Source organism: Plantactinospora solaniradicis (genome assembly GCF_042658085.1).
GTDB classification, from domain to species: Bacteria; Actinomycetota; Actinomycetes; order Mycobacteriales; family Micromonosporaceae; genus Plantactinospora; species Plantactinospora solaniradicis.
Genome location: NZ_JBHSPR010000001.1, coordinates 416,981 through 437,327 on the forward strand (window position 1 = coordinate 416,981; position 20,347 = coordinate 437,327).

At 71.2% G+C, this 20,347-nt stretch carries 21 protein-coding genes; 6 read left to right on the plus strand and 15 right to left on the minus strand.

Annotated elements, in window-relative coordinates:
• Positions 1 to 143 precede the first annotated feature (143 nt).
• Positions 144 to 1,583, plus strand: a complete 1,440-nt coding sequence (locus ACFP2T_RS01910; protein WP_377416565.1) for a GuaB1 family IMP dehydrogenase-related protein — start codon at positions 144 to 146, stop codon at positions 1,581 to 1,583.
• Between the two features lie 13 nt (positions 1,584 to 1,596).
• Here ACFP2T_RS01910 and ACFP2T_RS01915 read toward each other — a convergent pair whose 3' ends face one another.
• Positions 1,597 to 2,193, minus strand: coding sequence for a TetR/AcrR family transcriptional regulator (locus ACFP2T_RS01915; RefSeq protein WP_377416567.1), 597 nt, complete (start codon positions 2,191 to 2,193; stop codon positions 1,597 to 1,599).
• Positions 2,194 to 2,290: 97 nt separating this feature from the next.
• Between ACFP2T_RS01915 and ACFP2T_RS01920 the strand changes: the two genes are divergently transcribed.
• Entirely contained in the window at positions 2,291 to 2,740 is a 450-nt protein-coding gene (locus ACFP2T_RS01920; protein WP_377416569.1) for a DoxX family protein, read from the plus strand.
• A gap of 130 nt (positions 2,741 to 2,870) precedes the next feature.
• Here the strand turns inward: ACFP2T_RS01920 and thrS are convergent, their stop codons facing one another.
• The 10 genes from thrS to ACFP2T_RS01970 form a co-directional block, all read right to left on the minus strand.
• Positions 2,871 to 4,082 (minus strand): threonine--tRNA ligase, encoded by a 1,212-nt coding sequence (gene thrS / locus ACFP2T_RS01925; RefSeq protein WP_377416571.1) that lies wholly within the window; start codon positions 4,080 to 4,082, stop codon positions 2,871 to 2,873.
• A 268-nt stretch (positions 4,083 to 4,350) separates the two neighbouring features.
• Complete coding sequence (locus ACFP2T_RS01930; RefSeq protein WP_377416573.1) at positions 4,351 to 5,214, minus strand: transglutaminase family protein; 864 nt, start codon at positions 5,212 to 5,214, stop codon at positions 4,351 to 4,353.
• Between the two features lie 52 nt (positions 5,215 to 5,266).
• Positions 5,267 to 6,220, minus strand: a complete 954-nt coding sequence (locus ACFP2T_RS01935; protein ID WP_377416575.1) for an alpha-E domain-containing protein — start codon at positions 6,218 to 6,220, stop codon at positions 5,267 to 5,269.
• Positions 6,214 to 7,857 carry a circularly permuted type 2 ATP-grasp protein gene (locus ACFP2T_RS01940; RefSeq protein ID WP_377416577.1) on the minus strand — a complete coding sequence of 548 codons (1,644 nt, stop codon included), beginning with the start codon at positions 7,855 to 7,857 and terminating at the stop codon, positions 6,214 to 6,216. Before ACFP2T_RS01940 ends, ACFP2T_RS01935 begins: the two co-directional genes overlap by 7 nt.
• 81 nt (positions 7,858 to 7,938) lie before the next feature.
• Positions 7,939 to 9,009, minus strand: a complete 1,071-nt coding sequence (locus ACFP2T_RS01945) for a hypothetical protein (RefSeq protein ID WP_377416579.1) — start codon at positions 9,007 to 9,009, stop codon at positions 7,939 to 7,941.
• Positions 9,006 to 9,350 (minus strand): PadR family transcriptional regulator, encoded by a 345-nt coding sequence (locus tag ACFP2T_RS01950; RefSeq protein WP_377416581.1) that lies wholly within the window; start codon positions 9,348 to 9,350, stop codon positions 9,006 to 9,008. The genes ACFP2T_RS01945 and ACFP2T_RS01950 overlap by 4 nt, the downstream gene beginning before the upstream one ends.
• Before the next feature lie 74 nt (positions 9,351 to 9,424).
• The gene (locus tag ACFP2T_RS01955) at positions 9,425 to 10,510 is read right to left on the minus strand and encodes a hypothetical protein (protein ID WP_377416583.1); all 1,086 of its coding nucleotides are present in this window, start codon (positions 10,508 to 10,510) and stop codon (positions 9,425 to 9,427) included.
• Positions 10,507 to 10,851: a PadR family transcriptional regulator gene (locus ACFP2T_RS01960; protein ID WP_377416585.1), complete on the minus strand. Its 345-nt coding sequence runs from the start codon at positions 10,849 to 10,851 to the stop codon at positions 10,507 to 10,509. Before ACFP2T_RS01960 ends, ACFP2T_RS01955 begins: the two co-directional genes overlap by 4 nt.
• A 40-nt stretch (positions 10,852 to 10,891) precedes the next feature.
• Positions 10,892 to 11,128 (minus strand): hypothetical protein, encoded by a 237-nt coding sequence (locus tag ACFP2T_RS01965; RefSeq protein WP_377416587.1) that lies wholly within the window; start codon positions 11,126 to 11,128, stop codon positions 10,892 to 10,894.
• A gap of 97 nt (positions 11,129 to 11,225) precedes the next feature.
• Positions 11,226 to 11,609, minus strand: coding sequence for a hypothetical protein (locus ACFP2T_RS01970; protein ID WP_377416589.1), 384 nt, complete (start codon positions 11,607 to 11,609; stop codon positions 11,226 to 11,228).
• A gap of 321 nt (positions 11,610 to 11,930) precedes the next feature.
• Between ACFP2T_RS01970 and cutA the strand changes: the two genes are divergently transcribed.
• On the plus strand, positions 11,931 to 12,263 hold the full coding sequence (cutA, locus tag ACFP2T_RS01975) for a divalent-cation tolerance protein CutA (protein WP_377416591.1): 333 nt from the start codon (positions 11,931 to 11,933) through the stop codon (positions 12,261 to 12,263).
• On the opposite strand, the gene ACFP2T_RS01980 is transcribed toward cutA, so the two are convergent.
• Positions 12,208 to 13,431: a helix-turn-helix domain-containing protein gene (locus tag ACFP2T_RS01980; RefSeq protein WP_377416592.1), complete on the minus strand. Its 1,224-nt coding sequence runs from the start codon at positions 13,429 to 13,431 to the stop codon at positions 12,208 to 12,210. The two genes, cutA and ACFP2T_RS01980, sit on opposite strands and share 56 nt — an antisense overlap.
• Before the next feature lie 361 nt (positions 13,432 to 13,792).
• Positions 13,793 to 15,196 (minus strand): NAD(P)H-quinone dehydrogenase, encoded by a 1,404-nt coding sequence (locus ACFP2T_RS01985; RefSeq protein WP_377416594.1) that lies wholly within the window; start codon positions 15,194 to 15,196, stop codon positions 13,793 to 13,795.
• A 106-nt stretch (positions 15,197 to 15,302) separates the two neighbouring features.
• Between ACFP2T_RS01985 and ACFP2T_RS01990 the strand changes: the two genes are divergently transcribed.
• Positions 15,303 to 15,758, plus strand: a complete 456-nt coding sequence (locus ACFP2T_RS01990) for a gamma-glutamylcyclotransferase (protein ID WP_377416596.1) — start codon at positions 15,303 to 15,305, stop codon at positions 15,756 to 15,758.
• 16 nt (positions 15,759 to 15,774) lie between these two features.
• Here the strand turns inward: ACFP2T_RS01990 and ACFP2T_RS01995 are convergent, their stop codons facing one another.
• On the minus strand, positions 15,775 to 17,730 hold the full coding sequence (locus ACFP2T_RS01995) for a sensor histidine kinase (protein WP_377416598.1): 1,956 nt from the start codon (positions 17,728 to 17,730) through the stop codon (positions 15,775 to 15,777).
• Between the two features lie 131 nt (positions 17,731 to 17,861).
• On the opposite strand from ACFP2T_RS01995, the gene ACFP2T_RS02000 reads away from it, so the two are divergent.
• Complete coding sequence (locus ACFP2T_RS02000) at positions 17,862 to 18,599, plus strand: ABC transporter ATP-binding protein (protein WP_377416600.1); 738 nt, start codon at positions 17,862 to 17,864, stop codon at positions 18,597 to 18,599.
• A gap of 48 nt (positions 18,600 to 18,647) precedes the next feature.
• On the plus strand, positions 18,648 to 19,463 hold the full coding sequence (locus ACFP2T_RS02005) for an ABC transporter permease (protein ID WP_377416602.1): 816 nt from the start codon (positions 18,648 to 18,650) through the stop codon (positions 19,461 to 19,463).
• Positions 19,464 to 19,573: 110 nt separating this feature from the next.
• Here ACFP2T_RS02005 and ACFP2T_RS02010 read toward each other — a convergent pair whose 3' ends face one another.
• Positions 19,574 to 20,332: an SCO6745 family protein gene (locus ACFP2T_RS02010; RefSeq protein WP_377416604.1), complete on the minus strand. Its 759-nt coding sequence runs from the start codon at positions 20,330 to 20,332 to the stop codon at positions 19,574 to 19,576.
• Positions 20,333 to 20,347 lie beyond the last annotated feature (15 nt).

Sequence of the window (20,347 nt, forward strand, 5' to 3'; positions counted from 1 at the left end):
GCCGGCGCCGTCATCTGCGTCATCAGCTGACCCGGCCGGGTCGGACAACGGCGCCCGCCCGCCCGGCCTGGCCTCGGCTGGTCGGTCGGTCGTCCCGGGCGCGACTGCCGGCCGGGCGGATCTTCGTCGGGCATGATGGCCAGGTGCAGTTCATCACCGGTACGACACCCGCGCAGGACCTGACCTACAACGACGTCTTCCTGGCCCCGGCCCGGTCCGCCGTGGAGTCCCGGCTCGACGTCGACCTTTCCAGCAGCGACGGTACCGGCACCACGATCCCGATCGTGGTCTCCAACATGACCGCCGTGGCGGGCCGCCGGATGGCCGAGACGGCGGCCCGGCGCGGCGCGCTCACCGTACTGCCGCAGGACATCCCGATCGACGTGGTGACCGAGGTCGTCTCCTGGGTCAAGCAGCGGCACCTGGTACACGACACCGCGATCACGCTCGGCCCCACCGACACCGTCGGCGACGCCATCCACCTGCTGCCGAAGCGGTCCCACGGGGCGGTGATCGTCGTCGACGCCGAGCGACGACCAGTCGGCGTGGTGACCGAGGCGGACACCCTCGGGGTGGACCGGTTCGCGCAGTTGCGGCATGTGATGTCCACCGAACTGCACACGGTGCCCGCCGAGGCGGATCCCCGGACCGGATTCGACCGGCTCTCCCGGGGTCGCCGCCGGCTCGCTCCCGTGGTCGACGTCGACGGGCGGCTGGTCGGGGTGCTGACCCGGCAGGGAGCGCTGCGGGCCACCCTCTACCGGCCGGCGCTGGACGCCAAGGGCCGGCTGCGGATCGCCGCCGCGATCGGCATCAACGGCGATGTCGCCCGGAAGGCCGCCGCGCTCTTCGACGCCGGGGTGGACACCCTGGTGGTGGACACCGCGCACGGCCACCAGGAGCGGATGATCAGGGCACTGCGCGCGGTACGGGCACTCGACCCGCCCGTACCGGTGGTCGCCGGGAATGTGGTCACCGCCGAGGGCGTACGGGATCTGGTCGAGGCCGGAGCGGACATCGTCAAGGTCGGCGTCGGCCCGGGGGCGATGTGCACCACCCGGATGATGACCGGGGTGGGTCGGCCGCAGTTCTCCGCCGTCCTCGACTGCGCGAGCGCCGCCGCCCGGCTGGGTCGGCACGTCTGGGCCGACGGCGGGGTACGTCATCCGCGCGACGTCGCGCTCGCCCTCGCCGCCGGGGCGTCCAACGTCATGATCGGTACCTGGTTCGCCGGCACGTACGAGTCACCGGGGGACCTCTACACCGACGCCGACGGTCGCCGTTACAAGGAGAGCTTCGGCATGGCGTCGGCGCGTGCGGTCAGTGCCCGTACCGCCGAGGACAGCCCGTACGACCAGGCCCGGAAGGCGGTGTTCGAGGAGGGCATCTCCAGTGCGCGGATGTACCTCGACGGAGCCCGGCCCGGCGTCGAGGACCTGATCGACGAGATCGTGGCGGGCGTACGCAGTGCGTGCACGTACGCGGGCGCGGCCGACCTGGCGGAGTTCCACGCGAACGCGGTGGTCGGGGTACAGAGCGCCGCCGGTTACACCGAGGGGATGCCGTTGCCGACGAGTTGGTGACGGGCACGCGGCGTTAGCCGTCCTGGCCCGGGGTGAAGAGCAGCCGGATCACCGCTCTGGATGCCGCCTCGGGGTCGGTGCCGACCTCGGGCGGGAGCGCCCCACCGAGCCACAGCGTGGCGAAGCCGTGCACGATGGACCAGGCGGCCAGTTGGGCGTTCGCCGCCTCCGGCCCGGCCGTCGTGTCGGGCAGCGTGGCGACGCCGGCCCGGAGTGCGTCGGAGGCCCGCCGCTTCGCCGCCGCCAGTGCCGGGTCCTCCGGGCCGAAGAGTTCGGGCCGGAACATCACCTCGAAGTGGGCCCGGTGCGCGACGGCGAATCCGACGTAGCCGACCCCGAGTTCCAGCAGGCTGTCGGTTTCGGCCCGGATCCGGTTCAGGCTGTCCGCCAGCATTTCGAAGCCCTCGGTGGCGAACGCGGTGAGCAGGCCGGCCTTGTCGCCGAAATGATGTGCGGGTGCGGCGTGGGAGACGCCGGCCCGGCGGGCCAGGTCGCGCAGACTGAGCGCCGTCGGTCCGGACTCCTCGATCGCCTCGGCGGCGGCGGTCAGCAGCGCACGCCTGAGATCTCCGTGATGGTACGGCCGCCCTGCGGCACTCTCCTCGATCATGCAACCAGCATAACTTGTCATTGACAAGATGTCCTGTCGGCGTGCAGTCTTGACGACGTCAAGTTCCCCCCTCTCATCTCATCGAACGGACACCGACATGATTCCGCTGATCGCCCTGCTCGCCGGCACGTTCGTCGCCCGGATCGTCGGCTTCCTCGGCGTCGACGCCCTGGACGGCTGGCACCCCGCACTCCGGATCGGGCTGGCCATGATGTTCCTGCTCACCGGCTACGCGCACTTCGCCGCCACGCACCGCCGCGATCTCATCGCGATGGTCCCGCCGGCACTGCCGCGACCGGATCTGCTGGTGACGGTGACCGGTGTGCTGGAACTGGTCGGCGCGGTCGGTCTGCTCGTCCCGGCCACCGCCCGCTGGGCGGCGGCCGGGCTCGCGCTGATGATGCTCGCCATGTTCCCGGCCAACATCCACGCCGCGCGTCGGGAACTGGCCCTGGCCGGCCGTCCGGTGGAGCCACTCGGCATCCGGACCGCCATCCAGGTGGTCTTCGTCACCGCCGCCCTCGTGGTGCTCCTCCTTCCGGCGTGAACGGAGCCGAACCTCCTTCCGGCGTGAACGGAGCCGAACCTCCTCCCGGCGTGAACGGAGCCGAACCCGAACCGCCGCGCGGAACCCACTCGGGCGGCCGGCCCGGAACTCCTGCCCGCACCGTCGGGGATCAGGGCAGGAGTTCCGCCGAGTGGGCAGCCACGATCCCGGCGATCATCCGCAGCGCGTCCGGCGCCGCCATCGGCTCCACCGCCCGACCGTCCCGCAGCCGCAGCGCCACCTGACCTGCCGCCACCTCCCGGGCACCCAGCACGGCCGCGTACGGAACCCGGCGCTGGGCGGCAACCCGGACCCGGGCGCCCAACGAGCCGTCGCCGACCAGTTCCGCCCGCAGCCCGGCCCGTACGCAGTCCCGCCGGAACGCCTCCGCCGCGTCGAACTGCTCCGGGCCGACCGGAAGGACCTGCACCTGCACCGGCGCGTACCAGGCCGGGAAGGCACCGGAGTGCACCTCGATCAGGTACGCGAACAGCCGTTCCATGCTGCCGACCAGGCTCCGGTGCACCATCACCGGTCGGCTGCGCCCGCCGGAGGAGTCGGTGTAGGAGAGGTCGAACCGGGCCGGTTTGTCGAAGTCGAGCTGGATGGTGGAGATGGTCGACTCCCGACCGGCCCCGTCCAGGATCTGGATATCGATCTTCGGACCGTAGAACGCCGCCTCGCCGGCCGCCTCGACGTACGGCAGTCCGGACAGCGCCTCCCGGAGCAGGTTCTCGGCGCGGTTCCACATCTCGTCGTCGCCGACGTACTTCTCTCCCGGACCGCGCAGGGAGAGCCGGAACCCGGCCGGTCGTACGCCGAGCGCCGCGTGTGCGGTCCGGATCAGGTCGAGGATCTCGGCGACCTCGGCTCCGACCTGCTCGACGGCGCAGAAGTTGTGTGCGTCGTTGAGCGAGATCGCCCGGACCCGGCTGAGTCCGCCGAGCACGCCGGACCGCTCGGGCCGGTACATCCCGCCCAGTTCGGCGATCCGCAGCGGCAGTTCCCGGTAGGACCGTCCCCGGGCCCGGTAGACGAGGGCGTGGTGCGGACAGAGTGCCGGGCGGAGCACGAATTCGTCGTCGGCGGAGAGCCGCAGCACCGGGAACATGTCGTCGGCGAAGTAGCCGAGGTGCCCGGAGAGTTCGAACAGCTCGCGCTTGCCCAGCGGGGGCGAGTAGACGTGCTGGTAGCCGGCCTGGCGCTCCAGCTCACGGACGTATTCCTCGACGCTGTGCCGGGCGGCGGCACCGGCCGGTAGCCAGATCGGCAGGCCGGCACCGGACAGCGGATCGGCGTGGAACAGCTCAAGCTCGCGGCCGAGCCTGCGGTGGTCAACCATGTCGTTCTCCTGAAGATCGGGAACCCGCGGCGACGATTCCGGTCCCGGAGTACGACGAAGCCCCGGAGCGGATCGCCCCGGGGCCTGTCGACGAAGTGTTCGCGTCAGTGCGGCACGCCGGGGTCTCCCGGCGTGGTCGTCACGTTCGCGCTGTACATGGCGGCCACCGTACGCCGCCGCCCCCGATCCACGCACCGCATTTCCGTACCGGCTCCGTGCCTGCCCGCTCCGTAGCGGCTGCACCCCGGTTCCGCGCCCCTGGTCGGGGTCAGCGCAGCCGGGTGATGGTCACCTCGACACCCTGTCCGGTGTTGGCGGGCCCGGCGTAGACGCCCTTCAACGGCGGTACGTCGCCGTACTCCCGGCCACGGCCGACCACGACGTGCCGCTCGCCGACCGGTACGCCGTTGGTCGGGTCGAAGGCCGTCCACCGGCCGACCCACCACTCGACCCAGGCGTGGCTCTGCCCGACGACGCTGTCCCCGATCCTCGCGTCCCGGACCGGGTGCAGGTATCCGGAGACGTACCGGGCGGGAATGCCGATGCTGCGCAGCAGTCCGACCGTCAGGTGGCTGATGTCCTGGCAGACGCCCTTGCGCTGCCGCCAGGCCTGTACGGCGTCGGTCTGCACCCCGGTCGCGCCAGAGGTGTACGCGACCTCGTCGCGCACCTGCTCGCACAGCGCCATCGCGGCCGCGTACGGGGTCGGCTGTGCGGCCCGGACGGACTCGGCCAGTTCGGTCAACTCCTCGTCGAGCGCGGTACGTGGGGTGGGTAGCAGCAGTTCGTACCAGCGGTCCCGGCTCTCCGGCCCGCGCAGGTCCGCCCAGCCGGCCCCGTCGGTCGCGGCCAACTGGTCGCCGGGGCCCAGGGTCTCCACCGTGGAGGACGCCGTGACCCGCAGCGACTCGTGCGCCTCGTGCAGGTCGAAGGCGGTCACCACGGTCCCCCAGTAGTCCTCGTACCGGTAGGTCCGGGCCGACGGCCACACCTCCACCCGCGCCTCCAGCACCGCCTGGCGGGCATCGTTGCGCGGCGACATCCGCGCCTCGTTGTAGGACCCGGCGACCGTTCCGGCGTAGGTGAAGCCGGTCTGGTGTTTGATCTTCAGCCGCCAACTGCCGACCGTCATCGGAACCTCCCACCGGCCCGGGATCGAGGGCAGGTCCGGGGCCAGGGCCCGGTCACGCGACCGCCTCCGGCACCCAGGCGACGGCGGACGTCTGCCGGAAGTACCGGCGGGAGACCGCGTCGTTCACCTGCGAGCAGGTCCGTTCGAGGCCGGCGAGGACCGCGCCGAGGTCGCCGATCAGCTCGTCCGCGGCCCGGAACTCCAGGCCCGTCCGGGCGCGGCCGATGATCCGCTGCGCGTCGGTGGCGACTCCGGTCCGGCCGGGCTGACCCGGGCCGCCGTACGGCTCCAGCTCGGCGAGGCAGCCTTCGGCCCGGGACAGCGCGGCGAAGACCGAGCGTGGGAATAGCCGGTCGAGCAGCAGGAACTCCGCCGAGTGCCGGTCGTCGAGCGAGCCTCGATACGTCCGCAGGAACGTCTCCCAGGCGCCGCAGGAGCGCAGCAGCGTCAGCCAGGACGGGATGCTGCCGCCCGCGCGTTCGTGCGTGGAGAGCAGCCGGGCGGTCATGTCGACCCGTTCCACGCTGCGGCCCAGCACCAGGAACAGCCAGCCCTCGTCCCGGCTCATGGTGGCGTCGGTCAGACCGGCCATCACCGCGCAGCGTTCCCGGACCCAGCGGAAGAAGGCGTGTACGCCCTGCTCCTCGGCTCGCCGCCGGGCGCCCGGCAGGCCGTGCCAGGTCGAGTTGATGCACTCCCACATGTCGGCCGAGATGGTCTCCCGGGCGCCCCGGGCGTTCTCCCGGGCGGCGGCCAGGGCACCGACCACGGAACTCGGATTCTCCTCGTCGAGGCCGAGCACCCCGACGACCCGAGCCGCGGTGACCGGCTGCTCCAGTGGTCCGACTCCCATCACGCCGAGCAGCGACCGGCAGGCCGTCGCCTCGTCGACCCACGGGTCGGCAAGCATCCGGTGCAGGTGTACGTCGAGGATCCGCGCGGTGTCCTCGGCGCGTTCGACGTACCGCCCGATCCAGTAGAGCGACTCCGCGATCCGGCTCAGCATGCCGACCGCCCCTCACCGGCACCGGCGTCCCGGGTGGACTGTTGCTGCTGTTGCTGCTGTTCCGCGACGGGACCGGCACCCGGCCCCGGATCCGGGCTGCGCGGCGTGGGTACCCGGGGCAGCACCGGGACGTCGAGGTCGGCCGGGTCGCCCGGATCGGCCGGATCGATGCCCGTGCTCAGGTCCACCGGGCTGAGTTCGGACGGCGGTTCGGCGAGGATCCAGGTGTCCTTGGACCCGCCGCCCTGGCTGGAGTTGACCACCAGCGCCCCCTCGGGCAACGCGACCCGGGTCAGCCCGCCCGGCAGCACGGTGACCCGTTGGCCGTCGTTGACCGCGAACGGGCGCAGGTCGACGTGCCGGGGCCGCAGCCGGTTGCCGATCAGCGTCGGCACCATGGAGAGTGCCACCTCGCGCTGGGCGATCCAGCCGCGCGGGTCGGCGGTGAGCCGGGCCCGTAGCTCGGCCAGTTCGGAGTCGGATGCCTGGGAGCCGATCACGATGCCGGCACCGCCGGACCCGTCGACCGGCTTGCACACCAGCCGGTCCAACTGGTCGAGGACGTGTTCGAGCACCTCCGGATCCTCCAGCCGGTACGTCTCGACATTGGACAGGGTCGGCTCCTCGTTCAGGTAGTAGCGGATCAGGTCCGGGACGTACGAGTAGAGGAGTTTGTCGTCCGCGACGCCGTTGCCGACGGCGTTGGCGATGGTGACCCGGCCGGCGCGGGCCGCGTTCAGCAGCCCGGCCACCCCGATCACCGAGTCGGCCCGGAAGTGCACCGGGTCGAGGAACTCGTCGTCGATCCGCCGGTAGATGACGTCGACCCGCTGCTCGCCGCCGGTGGTCCGCATGGCGACCTCGTTACCCACGCAGACCAGGTCCCGACCCTCGACCAGTTCGACGCCCATTTCGCGGGCCAGCAGGGCGTGCTCGAAGTAGGCCGAGTTGTGCACGCCGGGGGTCAACACCACCACCGTGGGGTCGGTGATCCCGATCGGCGCCGCCGCGCGCAGCGCCCGCAACAACTGCCCCGGGTACGACTCGACGGGCTGGATCCGGGTCGCGGCGAAGACCTCCGGCAGGACGTGGGCCATCGCCCGGCGGTTCTCCATCACGTAGCTGACACCGGAGGGCACCCGGACGTTGTCCTCCAGGACCCGGAATGCACCCTCCTCGTCGCGGACCAGGTCGACTCCGGCGACGTGGATGCGTACACCGTTGTGTGGGCTGATTCCGGCGGCTTCGCGGTGGAAGTGCGCGCTGGTGACCACCACCCGCCGGGGTACCACACCGTCGGCGAGCACCTGGCCGGCGCCGTAGATGTCGGCGAGGAACGCCTCCAGGGCCTTTACCCGCTGGGCGACTCCGGCCTCGACCACCCGCCACTCGCTGGCGGCGATGATCCGGGGCACGATGTCGAGCGGGAACGGCCCCTCGACGCCCTTGAGCGCGAAGGTGATCCCCTGGTCGAGGAACGCCCGGGCCAGTACCTCCGCCCGGACCCGGAGTTCGACGCTGGACAACGGTTGCAGGGTGGCATGCAGCGCTTCGTACGTCTCCCGGGGCATGCCCGGCGCGCCGAACATCTCGTCCCAGCCTGGGCCGAGGCGGTAGTCCTCGAACAAGTCCGCCATGACCTGACGTTACGCCGAGCTCGTTGCGCCCGCGTAACACGACGACGTCGCATGATCGCGAAAGGCGGTCCCGTTGCCTGGTCAGCGAGCCGGCGCTGGCGGATCAGGACGATGTCGGTCGATGTCCCGACCCAGGGCCACCAGTCGGAGCGTCTGCTCCCGCCAGCGCACCACCACCAGCCCGAGGGCGAAGGTGAGCAGCGGGACGACGACCAGCAGCGTCCACTGGATCGGCACCAGGTACACCGGATGTCCCATGTGCCCGTTGGAGTACATCCAGCCGGCCAGCCCGACGCGTACCACGAAGTAGACCGCGACCACCGGGCCGAGCAGGACGAAACCGCGGCGCCGGATCGGCGCCGGCACGCCCAGCGCGGCCGCGAGCAGCCCGGCGGCAGCAGTCAGGTAGAGCAGCAGCGTGGAGAATCCCACCAGCAGGTAGACCGTTTCTTCGAACCTGCGGTACACCCGCCAGGCCATGGCGATCGGAAACAGCACGGAACAACCGGCGATGAACAGGAAGCGGGCCCGACCGAGGATCTCCAGCGCCCTTCCTCGGGGCGCCGGTACGGTCAGCGCGACCGCGCAGACGATTCCGAGCGCGGCCGGCCAGAGCATGTTCGCCACCGCGACCGACTCCGTGCCGTAGAGAGAGCCAAGGACGACGGCATCCGCCAGTACCGCCACCCAGGCGGCCGAGGCGGCCCAGCGCGGGAAGCCGACCAGCACCGCCGTGACCACCACACACCACAGCCCGAGCCGCACCCACTGGGTCGGATGGGCGTACCAGTCGCTGATGCCCAACTCCGGAAAGCCCGCCGCCCAGGCGGCCTGGACGAGGATCGGTGCCACCTGCCAGGCCAGCAGCAGGAGTGCCGCCAACAGGCCGAATACCGCCGAGGCGTCGACCCAACTCCGGTCTACGACCTGTCGGACGGTGAGCCCGAACCTCGCCCGTACGGCGGCGAAGACCAGGTTGGCCGTGTCCCCGGGCGCCGGCCAGCGTTGCCCGGGGCGGGCGTCGGTCAGCAACGCGCCCAGCATCTCGTCCTCGTACGTCCGGCGGTGCTCCCACGGATACCAGGCCAGCAGCCACCGGTACCGACGCTCCAGGGCGCTCTCGCCCAGGTCCTCCGGTTCGTCGCCGCTCATGCCGGGCCTCCCTCGATGACGAGTCCGCTCTTGCGCAGTCGGGCCGAGGCTGCGCTGGCGTTGCGGCGCAGCCGGGTCACCTCGTCGGCGAGACGCTGCGCCCCGAGCCCGGTGATCCGGTAGTAACGCCGCAGTCGCGACTGGACGATCTCCTCCCGGTCCACCTCGACAAGTCCCTCGACGCGGAGCCGGTCCAGCACCGCGTAGAGGGTGCCGGCCCGCAGCCGTACCCGTCCCTCGGAGATGCGGCGGACGTCCTCCATCACGCCGTAGCCGTGCTGTGGCTGCTCGGCAAGCGCGGTGAGCACGAGGAACGTGGGTTCCCGAAGCGCCTCCGTCATGACATCAGGATATACCGATCTTCGGTACATATGAGCCCCTGTCGCGGGCTTGCGGAAGCCGTCCTGTCCCCAGGTCAGTGGGCCGGGGACTGCGAACCAGGACGATGCCGATCGGTGTCTCGGCCCAGGGCCACCAGGCGGAGCGTCTGCTCCCGTCGGCGAAGCAGCACCAGCCCGAGAGCGAAGGTCAGCAGCGGGACGACGGCCAGCAACGTCCACTGAATCGGCACCAGGTACACCGGATGCCCCATGTTCCAGTTCGAGTACGTCCAGCCAGCGAGCCCGAGGCGTACCACCAGGTAGGCCGCAACCACCGGGGCGAGCAGGACCGCGCACCGTCGTCGGACCGGCGCGGGTACGACCCAGACGACGACCGCCCCCATGACTGCCCCCAGGCTGAACAGCGCTGCGGGGGGCGAGAGGGTCACCATCCGGTCGAGGAACCACACCGGCCCGACCGCGCGAAACTCGTACTCCCGCCACACCACCGCGACCAGCAGCAACACGGGACAGGCGGCGATGAACAGGAACCGGCGCCAACCGAGGATCGCGATTCCCGCCCGGCGTGACGCCGGTGCGGTCAGCACGCCCGCACAGACCGCACCGAACAGCACTGGCCACAGCGCGTGAACCGCCGTGACGGGTTCGACGGTGTAGATGGCGCCCAGCATGACGACGTCCAGCAGCACCGCCGCCCAGGCCAGCGACGCGGCCAGCCAGCGGATGCCGATCAGCACCGCCGCGAGGACCAGGGACCAGATGCCGATCCGCACCCACTGGACGGGATCGTCCAGCCACGGGCTGGAGTCATGCCCCAGTTCGTAAGCGACCCACGCCCAGGCGGTGTGACTGACGGCCGGCACCAGCTGCCAGGCCAGGAGCAGGAGCGCGGCAAGCAGGCCGAAGACCGCTGCCGCGTCGAGCCAGGCCCGGTCCACGCCCGGCCGGACGGTGAGACTGATCCGGGCCCGCACGGCGGCGAAGGTGAGGTTGACGGCGTCGGCCGCCGCCGGCCAGCGTTGCCCGGGACGGGAGCCGGCCAGCAGCGTCCCCAGCATCTCGTCCTCGTACGTCCGGCGGTGCTCCCACGGATACCAGGCCAGCAGCCACCGGTACCGGCGCTCCAGTTCGGTGTCGTGCTGCGGCTCGTCGCCGGTCATGCCGTGCCTCCCTCGATGGCGAATCCACTCTTGCGCAGTCGAGCCGAGGCGGCCGTCGCGTTGCGGCGCAGTCGGGCCACCTCGTCGACGAGGCGCTGCGCCCCCTGCTCGGTGATCCGGTAGTACCGCCGCAGCCGGGACTGCACGATTTCCTCCCGGTCCACCTCGACCAGTCCTTCGACGCGGAGCCGATCCAGCACCGCGTAGAGGGTGCCGGCGCGCAGCCGTACCCGTCCTTCGGAGATGCGGAGAACGTCCTCCATCACGCCGTAGCCATGCTGCGGCTGCTCGGCAAGCGCGGTGAGCACAAGGAACGTGGGTTCCCGAAGCGCTTCGGTCATGAGAACAGCATATACAGACCATCGGTATATGTGGGGGCGGTCAGCGGATCCGGTCGAGAGCCTCATGGAGATCGTCGATCGTGGCGCTCGCCGGCAGCTTGCCGCCGCGCAGTACGGCGATCACCCGCTCCCGGCGGTGTACCTCCACCGCCCAGTCCCACACCGCACAGCCGTCCGGGTCGCAGTCGACACATCGGCGTAGGGCGTGAAAACGCAGGATCCAGCGGGCGGCGGCGTGCTCGACCGCCAGGGACCAGTGTCGAACGGGTCGGCTCACCGGTACGGTCCCCGGACCCGCCGCCACCGCCGGCCGTCCCACCAGTACTCACGGAGCCGGGGACGGCGGAGTCGGCGCCAGAGGCATACCAGCGCTCTCATTGCGCCGCCCGGAGGATCGCGTCCACCCGGGCCAGCACCACAAGACACGGCGGATGCCCATCGTCGTCCCGCCACGCGCACTCCAGGAGGTGCCCGGCCCCCTCGACCCACGCCGCCCCGTCGTAGACGATGATTCGCTCGTCGAGTCGCGACACCCGTACGTCGACGTAGGCGCTGGGTGGGACGTCCGGCGGGGTTCGCCACTCGCCGGCCCGCAGGTAGAGCGCGGTACCGGCAGTGACGCGTTGCAGGTTCGCGGTGACGAGAAGTCGGTCGCGAGCCCGGGTCGCCTCCTCCGCCTCGTCGGCGGCAGCCGCCGCGAGAATCCGCTCCCGGCGTGTCGCCCGCCAACCGGCCCGCCACCTCGCCAGTACGCCCACTGCTGTCCTCCCTGCCCGGCTGAGTGGGACGTGACGACCGGGCCCTCCGGCACCGACCGCCACGTCCCGGTCCAGGGCCGCGACCGGCGCGCGGGGGACGGCACCGGTCCGGCTGATTGAACGAACACCCGGGCCCGGATCCCTGCAGATCCGGCCGGGCACGGGCGCGAACCTGCGGCTCGGGATCGCAGCTCGTGTCGTCGCGCCTGGCTCGTAGCCTCTCCGTCGTTCAGCGTCAGCGGCAGAGTTTGGGCGTCCCCTGGCTGTCCGCAGCGATTTGGCCCCGGCGTCCGCGGACACCTGGGCGGTTAGGCTCGACTCGTGAGCGACTTCCTCCAGGTAGCCACGGCGACCGAAACCCGAGAGGCCGCAGTGGCACTCGCCGAGCACCTCGTTGAGGCGCGACTGGCCGGCAACGCACAGGTGATCGGGCCCGTGACGAGCGTCTTCTGGCACCTGGGCCAACAGGGAACCGGCGAAGAGTGGCGCCTGCTGCTCTACACGACGGCGGACCGGTACCCCGAACTGGAGGCGGCGCTACTGGAGCGGCACCCCTGGGACAACCCTCAGGTGACAGCTACCCCGATCGTGGCAGGGTCTACTGGGTGCCTGGGCTGGCTACGCGAGTCGGTCGCCGACGCGCCTGGTCCTTGACCAACCCTCGCAGTTCGGCGACACAGGGCAGCAACGCGTACGGGCCGAGTCGGCTGACGAATGCCTCGATCCGTTGACCGGGCCGGTTCGATCCAACTCCGGCCGACAGCCGAACGGCCCGCGCGGCGGTGGCACAACTCTGCTCGACCTCGTTCACGTCCAGGTAGGCGTCCGCAAGCCAGGACAGGTAGAGCGCCTTGTCGCGAGCGTGGGTGTCCTCGTACCGGGTTAGGGCCGCTTCGAGGACCGCGATGGCCCGTAGTGGACGGCGCAGCACCGTCCAGCACCTACCGGTCATGATCTCCGCCTCCCGATGATCTACCCAGTAGACCCAGTCGGGTTCAGGTCGGTCGTCGGGCTCGGTCAGGCAGGCCACCCCGATCCCCAGGTGCCGCTCGACATCGTCGGGCTGCCCGTTCACCGCATGTGTCCAGGCGCAGCGCATGTGCAGCAGTGCCCGGACCCCAGGCGTCACGGCCGAGTCGGCCGCGTCGCAGGCGGCTGTGGCCGTATCCGTGGCGGGGCGTCCGAGGGCCAGTTCCTGGTAGGCGAGGAACGCCATGGCGTTGCCAACCAACGCCTGGTCCTCGGCGTCGCAAGCTGCCGCGAGGCTCATCCGGTACAGACGCTCGGCGTCGCCGTGGCGGCCAGCGTCGAACGCCGCCCAGCCGGCCAGCTGCGCCTGTTCGGACAGGACCGCCACCAGGGCTCGGCCGGTGGTACCCGAGTACTTGCCCTCCCTGATAAGCCGCGCGGTCGAGTTCAGTTCTGTCGTGTACAGATCGTAGGTGTCGGCCCCACCGAGGTAGTCGTCGATCCGCCGGAGCCGGGCGGTCCGTTGGATGATCTGCTGTGGCACCCCGGCGCCGACCTGACGTCCGTACGACAGGATCGTCTGTGGAAGTGCCACGGCTATGCCGGCTCGGGCGATGACTTCCCGACGTCGCATTCCGGTGGACGCCAATGCCACCAGTTCGCCACCTGCTCCGAGGGCATCGTCGATCCGCTGGGCTGCCTGCTGCGTCGGTTCCTTCATCCCGGTCTCCAGCTCGTGCAGATAGCTCTTGCCGTAGATCGCAATCCTGGCCAACTCGCGGAGGGAGATTCCACGCTCAAGGCGTAGCTCACGCATTCGTGCCGCGAATTTCGATTCCGAGCTGTCGGGCATCGAGGCTCCCAGAAGCAGACTGCTTGGCGCCTAGGGGGTCACCACTCCGGACGGTACACCGGATGCGTCATCCCTTGGTCACTCTCGGCGCCGGATCGTTAACCAACCCTCGCCGTGTAGCGGGTAACTGTCCGGACCGGACAACGGCGCCGAATCAAGAAGGAGTAGCCGGGCCGCCGGCGAATCCGTGCGGCGGGCCGCCGGCGCGGGACCCGCCGGCGGCCCTGGTGGCGAGCCGCTTCACCGCCGGGAACGGGGGACCCGGGGGTGCGGCTCGCGCGCCGACAACGGTACGCCGGCCGCTATCGGGCTGCCGCCCCCGGACGTAATGCCCAACCCCGTACCATTTTCGGTAGCGGGACTACTCCAATCCGTGCAGCATCAACTGCCGGGCCGCCTCCGTGATCGATCCGGACAGCGATGGGTAGATGGTGAAGGTCAGGGCCAACTGGTCGACGGTGAGATTGTTCTCCACCGCCATCGTGATCGGCAGGATCAGCTCGCTGGCCTTCGGCGCCACCACCACACCGCCGACGACCTGGCCGCTGGCGGGCCGGCAGAACAGCTTGATGAAGCCGTCCCGGAGGTCGGCCATCTTGGCGCGGGCGTTGCCGGCCAGCGGCAGCATCACCTGGCGGGCCGGAACCTTGCCGGAGTCCACCTCGTTCTGCGACACCCCGACGGTGGCCAGTTCCGGGTCGGTGAAGACGTTGGCGGCGACGGTACGCAGCCGCAGCGGCGACACCGCCTCGCCCAGGGCGTGCCACATGGCGATCCGGCCCTGCATGGCAGCCACGCTGGCCAGGGGAAGTACGCCGGTGCAGTCACCGGCGGCGTAGATGCCGGGCACATTGGTCCGGGAGACCCGGTCGGTGCTGACGTAGCCGCCGGGGGCGACCGCCACGCCGTACTCGGTCAGGCCGAGGTCGGCGGTGTTCGGCACCGAGCCGACCGCCATCAGCGCGTGCGAGCCGTGCACGATCCGGCCGTCGGAGAGTTCGACCTCGACCCCGTCGCCGGACCGGCGGACGCTGTTGGCCCGGCTGTTGTTCAGGATGGTCATGCCCCGGGACCGGAACACCTGCTCGATCGCCATCGCGGCGTCGGGGTCCTCGTGCGGCATGACCCGGTCCCGGCTGGAGACCAGGGTCACCTTCACGCCCATCGCCAGGTAGGCGCTGGCGAACTCGGCGCCGGTGACACCGGAGCCGATCACGATCAACTGTTCGGGCAGTTCCGGCAGGTCGTACACCTGGCGCCAGTCCAGGATCCGCTCGCCGTCCGGTACGGCGGTGGGCAGCACCCGGGGGGTGGCGCCGGTCGCGATCAGGACCGTCGAGGCATCCATCGAGTACGTGGAGTCACCGTCCGACGGCGTCACCAGCACCCGGTGGGTGTGACCGAGCGTGTCCTCGCCCAGCTTGGCCCGGCCGGAGACGAACGTCACGCCAGCTTTGATCAACTTGGCCTGGATGTCGGCCGACTGGGCGAGTGCGAGGCGCTTGACCCGCCCGTACACCGTCGTTGCGTCGACGGTGATCGCGTCCAGACCGTCGGAGTGCACCCCGAACTCCTCGGTGTCGCGGTACCCGGTGACGACCTCGGAACTCGCGATGAAGGTCTTGGAGGGGACGCAGTCGTGCAGCACGCAGGCTCCCCCGGCGCCATCGGTCTCGACGACCGTGACGTCGGCGTCCAACTGGGCGGCGACCAGGGCCGCCTCGTAGCCGGCCGGCCCCCCGCCGATGATCACTATCCGGCTCACAGCTCTCGTCCTCCGTAGGTGCTCACAGTGACAATCTTGCGCCGAACCCGTCCGACACGCACGGTCGTATTCTCCACCACCCCTCCGCCGGGCTATCGTCATCGCCGTGCGTCATTACGCCGCGTACGGCTCAAACCTCGATCCCGCCCGGATGCGTGCCTACTGCCCGCACTCGCCGATGGTCGGTACCGGCTGGCTGGAAGGCTGGCGCCTCACCTTCGCCGGGGAGGGGGTGATCGGTTGGGAGGGCGCGGTCACCACCATCGTCGAATCTCCTGGTGATCGGGTCTTCGTCGCACTCTACGACGTGCACTCCTGGGACGCCGCCCAACTCGACGAGGTCGAGGGCGTCGTCTCCGGCACCTACCGGAAGCTGCACGTCCGGGTGGTCACTCTGGACGGCGAGGTTACCGCCTGGGTATACGTTTTCGCCGGCTACGAGGGCGGCCTGCCGACCGCCTGGTACCTGTCGGAGATCGCCAACGCGGCGGAGAAGGCCGGCGCCCCGGACGACTACGTGGCCGAACTGCGCTCCCGACCCACCGGCACCGCGTCCGCCTGAGCCGGAAGCCCAGGGATCAGCCCGGCATCGGGCACGGGATCTCCACGGTCACCAGCGTCGGGCCGCCGACCGGGCTGTCCAGCGTGAGTACGCCGTCGAAGGTGCCGAGCCGACGCCGGACGCCCCGCAGTCCACTGCCCCGGGCCGGATCGGCGCCGCCCTGGCCGTCGTCGGCGACCGTGATCCGGAGCACCGTGCCGGTGTACGTGATGTCGATCTCCACCGTGCTCGCACCGCCGTGCCGGGTCGCGTTGGCCAGCGCCTCCAACGCGCAGAAGTACGCCGCCGACTCCACCGGTGGTTCGAGCCGGCCGGGCAGGTGGCCCGTCACCCGTACCGGGACCGGGTTGTCCAGCGCCACCGCCCGCAGCGCGTCCGGCAGCCCTCGTTCGGCGAGCACCGGCGGATGGATGCCGCGTACCAGGTCACGCAGTTCGGTCAGGGCGGTGGCCGACGCCTGCCGGGCCTGTGCGACCAGCGCCCGCGCGGTGGCCGGATCCTCCTCGATCAACCGCTCGACCCCGGCCAGGCTGAGCCCGACCGCGATCAGCCGGGCCTGCGCCCCGTCGTGCAGGTCCCGCTCGATCCGGCGCAGCTCGGCCGCCTGGTTGTCGAGGGCGTCGGCCCGGGTCTCGGTGAGCTGGTCCACCCGCTGCGCCAGCGAGGCCGACCGGGTCGGGGTGAGCAGGAGCCGGTCGTACCGGACGCGGAGCCGCAGCAGCGCGGGGCCGAGCAGCGTCCCGAGGCCCGCCATCGCCAGACCGAGGAGCGCGCTCACCCACCCCGGAATTCCGCCGAGGTCGGGTGCGAGATAGGTGACGCCGTACCAGATGTACCAGGGGGTTATCCACTCCCCGCTGAACACGCCGATCGGCACGGCCCACGGTGCCCACCACAGCGGTTGCCCGACCAGTCCGAACAGGCCCAGCCCGACCAGGACGGCCGGGATCAGCCCGAGCACTCCGAGCAGCGGGTTCGTGACCATCCAGAGCTGGTCCCGCCAGGTCGCCGGATCGGTGAACAACCACCCGTACCCCTGGGCGCGGACCGCCGCCGCACGGTCGGTGTAGAGGGTACGTCCGACCCGGTACCGACCGTCGGAGTCCGGCGTCGGCGGTGCGGGGTACGGCCGGTACGGCTCCGCAACGGTCACCCCGGTCCACTTCCCGGCGTATCTGCGGTACTGGCTGACCAGGGGTCGGGTCAGGCGCGACACCTGCGGCGAGAGCGCGCTCCAGGCGACCAGCAACGCCAGCAGGTTGAGCAGGAAACCACCGAAGGCGGCGAACCCCAGACCGGTGAGCCCGGCGCCGTGCCAGGTGTCGTGGTACCCCTTCCGCAGCCATCGGACCGGTCTCGACCGGTGCCACCACCATCGGGTCGGCGGCCCGAGCAGCAGCCGGGTCCACCGGGCGTGCAGGCGCAGCGCCATCGGTGCGAGCCCGAAACCGAGCACGACCAGCACCAGTCCGACCGGTACGGCCAGGGCCGGCGGCAACGCCCCGACGACCGGGGCCGCACCACCGGAGAGCCCGAGCGTGCCCAGCCCGACCCCGGCCGTGACCAGCCCCGACGGGACCAGCACGGCGAGCCCGCCGACGAACGGCGTGAGATGCAGCCACAACCACTCGCGCATCGCCGCCGGGTCCTCCGACCGCCAGGTCAGCTCCAGGAAGTACGCCGGCAGCCGGGGCGACCGGTACAACTGGTTCTCGTAGAGGTACCACCCGTCGGCCCGGCGCTCCGGGACCGGCGGACCGGGACGTCGATCGGCCTCCACCGGGATCCCGCCCCACTGCCCGGCCAGCCGCCGGCCGAGTTCCGTCATCCGCTTGGCGACCCGCGCGGTGTGCAGGAACGGCACGACCGCGGTGGCCGCCGCTATCAGCAGCAGGGACATTGCCAGGCCGATGAGGCCCAGCCCGAGTTGGGCGAGGGTCCGAACGAAGGCGATCACGTGCCGGCGCAACATCCGTTCAGTGTGGCCGGCCGGCGTTCCCGGCGGACTGCTGCTGGACGCCGGACCGGGGTGTAGTTTCCCCCACCCCGGCCGGGTACGTGGACGCATTCCGGCGACCGGCCGGAATTTCTAGCGTTTTCCCCATGACAGTCATCGAGGTCAGCAAGCTCCAGAAGCGTTACGGCGACCAGGTCGCGGTCCGGGACGTCTCGTTCGAGGTACGTGCCGGTGAGATCTTCGGAATCGTCGGCCCGAACGGCTCCGGCAAGACCACCACGGTGGAGTGCCTGACCGGACTGCGCCGAGCCGACGGCGGAACGATCCGGGTACTCGGCCTGGACCCCGACCTGGCTCGCGCCGAACTGCGCCGTCAGGTCGGCATCCAACTCCAGGAGAGCCAGCTGCCCGACCGGTTGAAGGTCTGGGAGGCGCTCGACCTGTACAGCTCGTTCTACGCCGAGCCGGCGGACTGGCGGGCCCTGATGGCCGACATGGGGCTCAGCGCGAAGCGGAACACCGTGTTCGCCAAGCTCTCCGGTGGGCAGAAGCAGCGACTGTCGATCGCGCTCGCCCTGGTCGGCAACCCCCGGATCGCGGTGCTCGACGAGCTGACCACCGGGCTCGACCCGCAGGCCCGCCGGGACACCTGGCAGCTCGTCCGGGACGTCCGGGACCGGGGCGTCACGGTCGTACTCGTCACGCACTTCATGGACGAGGCCGAGCGGCTCTGTGACCGGCTGGCCGTCATCCGGGCCGGTGAGGTCGTCGCGATCGACACCCCGGCCAACCTGGTCGCCAAGGCCGAGCTGCCCGGGATCGCGCGTCCCACCCTGGAGGACGCGGTCCTCGCCCTGACCAATCCGACCCGCGCCGCCGCCTGAGCACCGACCGTCGCCCTTCCCAGACTTGACGAGGATCGAGGACACATCATGAACGCCACCGCCTCCCGCGAGACCGACCGGCCCGGCGCCAGCATCCGGGCGACACCGCGTCGGGTCGCCGTACGGAGCACCACGAAGCTGATCGTCACCGAGGCGAAGCTGTTCGTCCGGGAGCCCCTCGGCGCGTTCTTCGGGATCATCTTCCCGGCCGCCCTGATCCTGATCCTGGGTAGCGCCATGCCCGGCTTCAACGAGCCGAGCGCGGACGTCGGCGGGCGGATACCGGTCGAGGTCTACCTACCGATCACCCTGGCCATGGCGATCGGCACCGTCGCGTTGGTGAACCTGCTGAACGTGCTGGCCGCCAATCGCGAGAAGGGGATTCTGCGCCGGCTCTCCACCACCCCCGTCCCGCCGATCAGGCTGCTGGTGGCCCAACTCGTGGTCAACGTGGTCGCGCTGATCGTCGGTAGTGGACTGGCCGTGCTCGCGGCCTGGGCCGCCTTCCGGATCACCGCCCACCCGAACGTGCCCGGACTGCTGATCGCCTTCGTGCTCGGCGCGGCCTCGATGGTGGCGCTCGCCCTGCTCGTCGCCGCCTTCACCCCCACCAGTCGCGCCGCGGTCGGACTCGGCAGCCTGATCTACTACCCGATGCTGTTCGCGGCCGGGGTCTGGACGCCCGGCCCGCTGATGCCGGACGCGGTACGCCGGGTCGCCGACTTCACCCCGCTCGGCGCGGCCTCCCAGGCCCTCCAAGACACCTGGGCCGGCGACTGGCCCCAACCGCTGCACCTGGTGGTGATGGTCGGGTTCACCGTGGTTCTCGGCGGGCTGGCGACGAAACTGTTCCGCTGGAGCTGAGCCCGGACGCCGAGGGCGTCCCACTCGAAGCCGTGGTCCCGCCGCAGCTCGGCGGGACCACGGCGGCGTATGTCCGGGGTGGTACTGACCGTCCGGGACGGGCGGCGATCTCAGTCCGGGACGGGCGGCGCCATCCGGACGCCGGTCGACGCCGTACCCAACAGGCTGGCCAGTTCCGACCGCTCCGCCGGGGCGAGTACCCCGAACGCCTGCGCCACGATCCGGTCACCCACCGACTCGGCCCACAGTCGCCGTCGTACCAGCGGGCCGACCGGCGGGTACGGCGGCGACCAGCCGTACGCCACCGCACCGGACTCACCCTCGGGGCCGGCGAGGATGATCTCCATCGGGGACATGCCGGCGGCCCGCGCCGCCATCAGGCCCGCACCGGAGTAGTACTCGAAGAGCAGATGCAGCAGCACCGCCGCCCGGGAGGCCGGAGCGGCGTCGGCCGGCACCGGCATGCTCCGCCAGGCGGCGAAGAGCGGCATCCCGGTCACGTCGGCGGCGGCCACCACGGGCTCGATCAGCTCGATCAGGCGCCCCACCGGCGGGAACTTGGCCAGGTAGTCGATGCCCCAGCGGCAGCATTCGGCGCGGGCGACCTCGGCCACCTGGCACGGGGACGCCACCCGGACGGCACTCTCCCAGCCGTCGGCCACGGCGTCCGGCGCGAGGATGCCGATCGCGGCGGCCACCGTCTCGGTCCGTACGTCGCCGAGCACCGCGCCGCGACCCGTCACGAAGAACGCCCAGCCGGAGATGCCCATCTGACGGGCCCGGCGTAACGTCCGGGGGCACTCGATGAAGGCGCCGCCCAACTGCAACACGCTCGGCCTGGCCGCACCAGCGGCCTGCTCGGGGGTCAACGACACCGCCTTCCG

Bases quoted from the DNA above. Each gene is read 5' to 3' on its own strand.
- ACFP2T_RS01935 (WP_377416575.1), bottom strand. From the start codon at position 6,220: ATGCTGAGCCGGATCGCGGAGTCGCTCTACTGGATCGGGCGGTACGTC.
- ACFP2T_RS02005 (WP_377416602.1), top strand. From the start codon at position 18,648: ATGAACGCCACCGCCTCCCGCGAGACCGACCGGCCCGGCGCCAGCATC.
- ACFP2T_RS01945 (WP_377416579.1), bottom strand. From the start codon at position 9,009: ATGAGCGGCGACGAACCGGAGGACCTGGGCGAGAGCGCCCTGGAGCGT.
- ACFP2T_RS01960 (WP_377416585.1), bottom strand. From the start codon at position 10,851: ATGACCGAAGCGCTTCGGGAACCCACGTTCCTTGTGCTCACCGCGCTT.
- ACFP2T_RS01915 (WP_377416567.1), bottom strand. From the start codon at position 2,193: ATGATCGAGGAGAGTGCCGCAGGGCGGCCGTACCATCACGGAGATCTC.
- ACFP2T_RS01940 (WP_377416577.1), bottom strand. From the start codon at position 7,857: ATGGCGGACTTGTTCGAGGACTACCGCCTCGGCCCAGGCTGGGACGAG.
- ACFP2T_RS01995 (WP_377416598.1), bottom strand. From the start codon at position 17,730: ATGTTGCGCCGGCACGTGATCGCCTTCGTTCGGACCCTCGCCCAACTC.
- ACFP2T_RS02000 (WP_377416600.1), top strand. From the start codon at position 17,862: ATGACAGTCATCGAGGTCAGCAAGCTCCAGAAGCGTTACGGCGACCAG.
- ACFP2T_RS01930 (WP_377416573.1), bottom strand. From the start codon at position 5,214: ATGACGGTCGGCAGTTGGCGGCTGAAGATCAAACACCAGACCGGCTTC.
- ACFP2T_RS01920 (WP_377416569.1), top strand. From the start codon at position 2,291: ATGATTCCGCTGATCGCCCTGCTCGCCGGCACGTTCGTCGCCCGGATC.
- ACFP2T_RS01950 (WP_377416581.1), bottom strand. From the start codon at position 9,350: ATGACGGAGGCGCTTCGGGAACCCACGTTCCTCGTGCTCACCGCGCTT.
- ACFP2T_RS01955 (WP_377416583.1), bottom strand. From the start codon at position 10,510: ATGACCGGCGACGAGCCGCAGCACGACACCGAACTGGAGCGCCGGTAC.
- thrS (WP_377416571.1), bottom strand. From the start codon at position 4,082: ATGGTTGACCACCGCAGGCTCGGCCGCGAGCTTGAGCTGTTCCACGCC.
- ACFP2T_RS01980 (WP_377416592.1), bottom strand. From the start codon at position 13,431: ATGCCCGACAGCTCGGAATCGAAATTCGCGGCACGAATGCGTGAGCTA.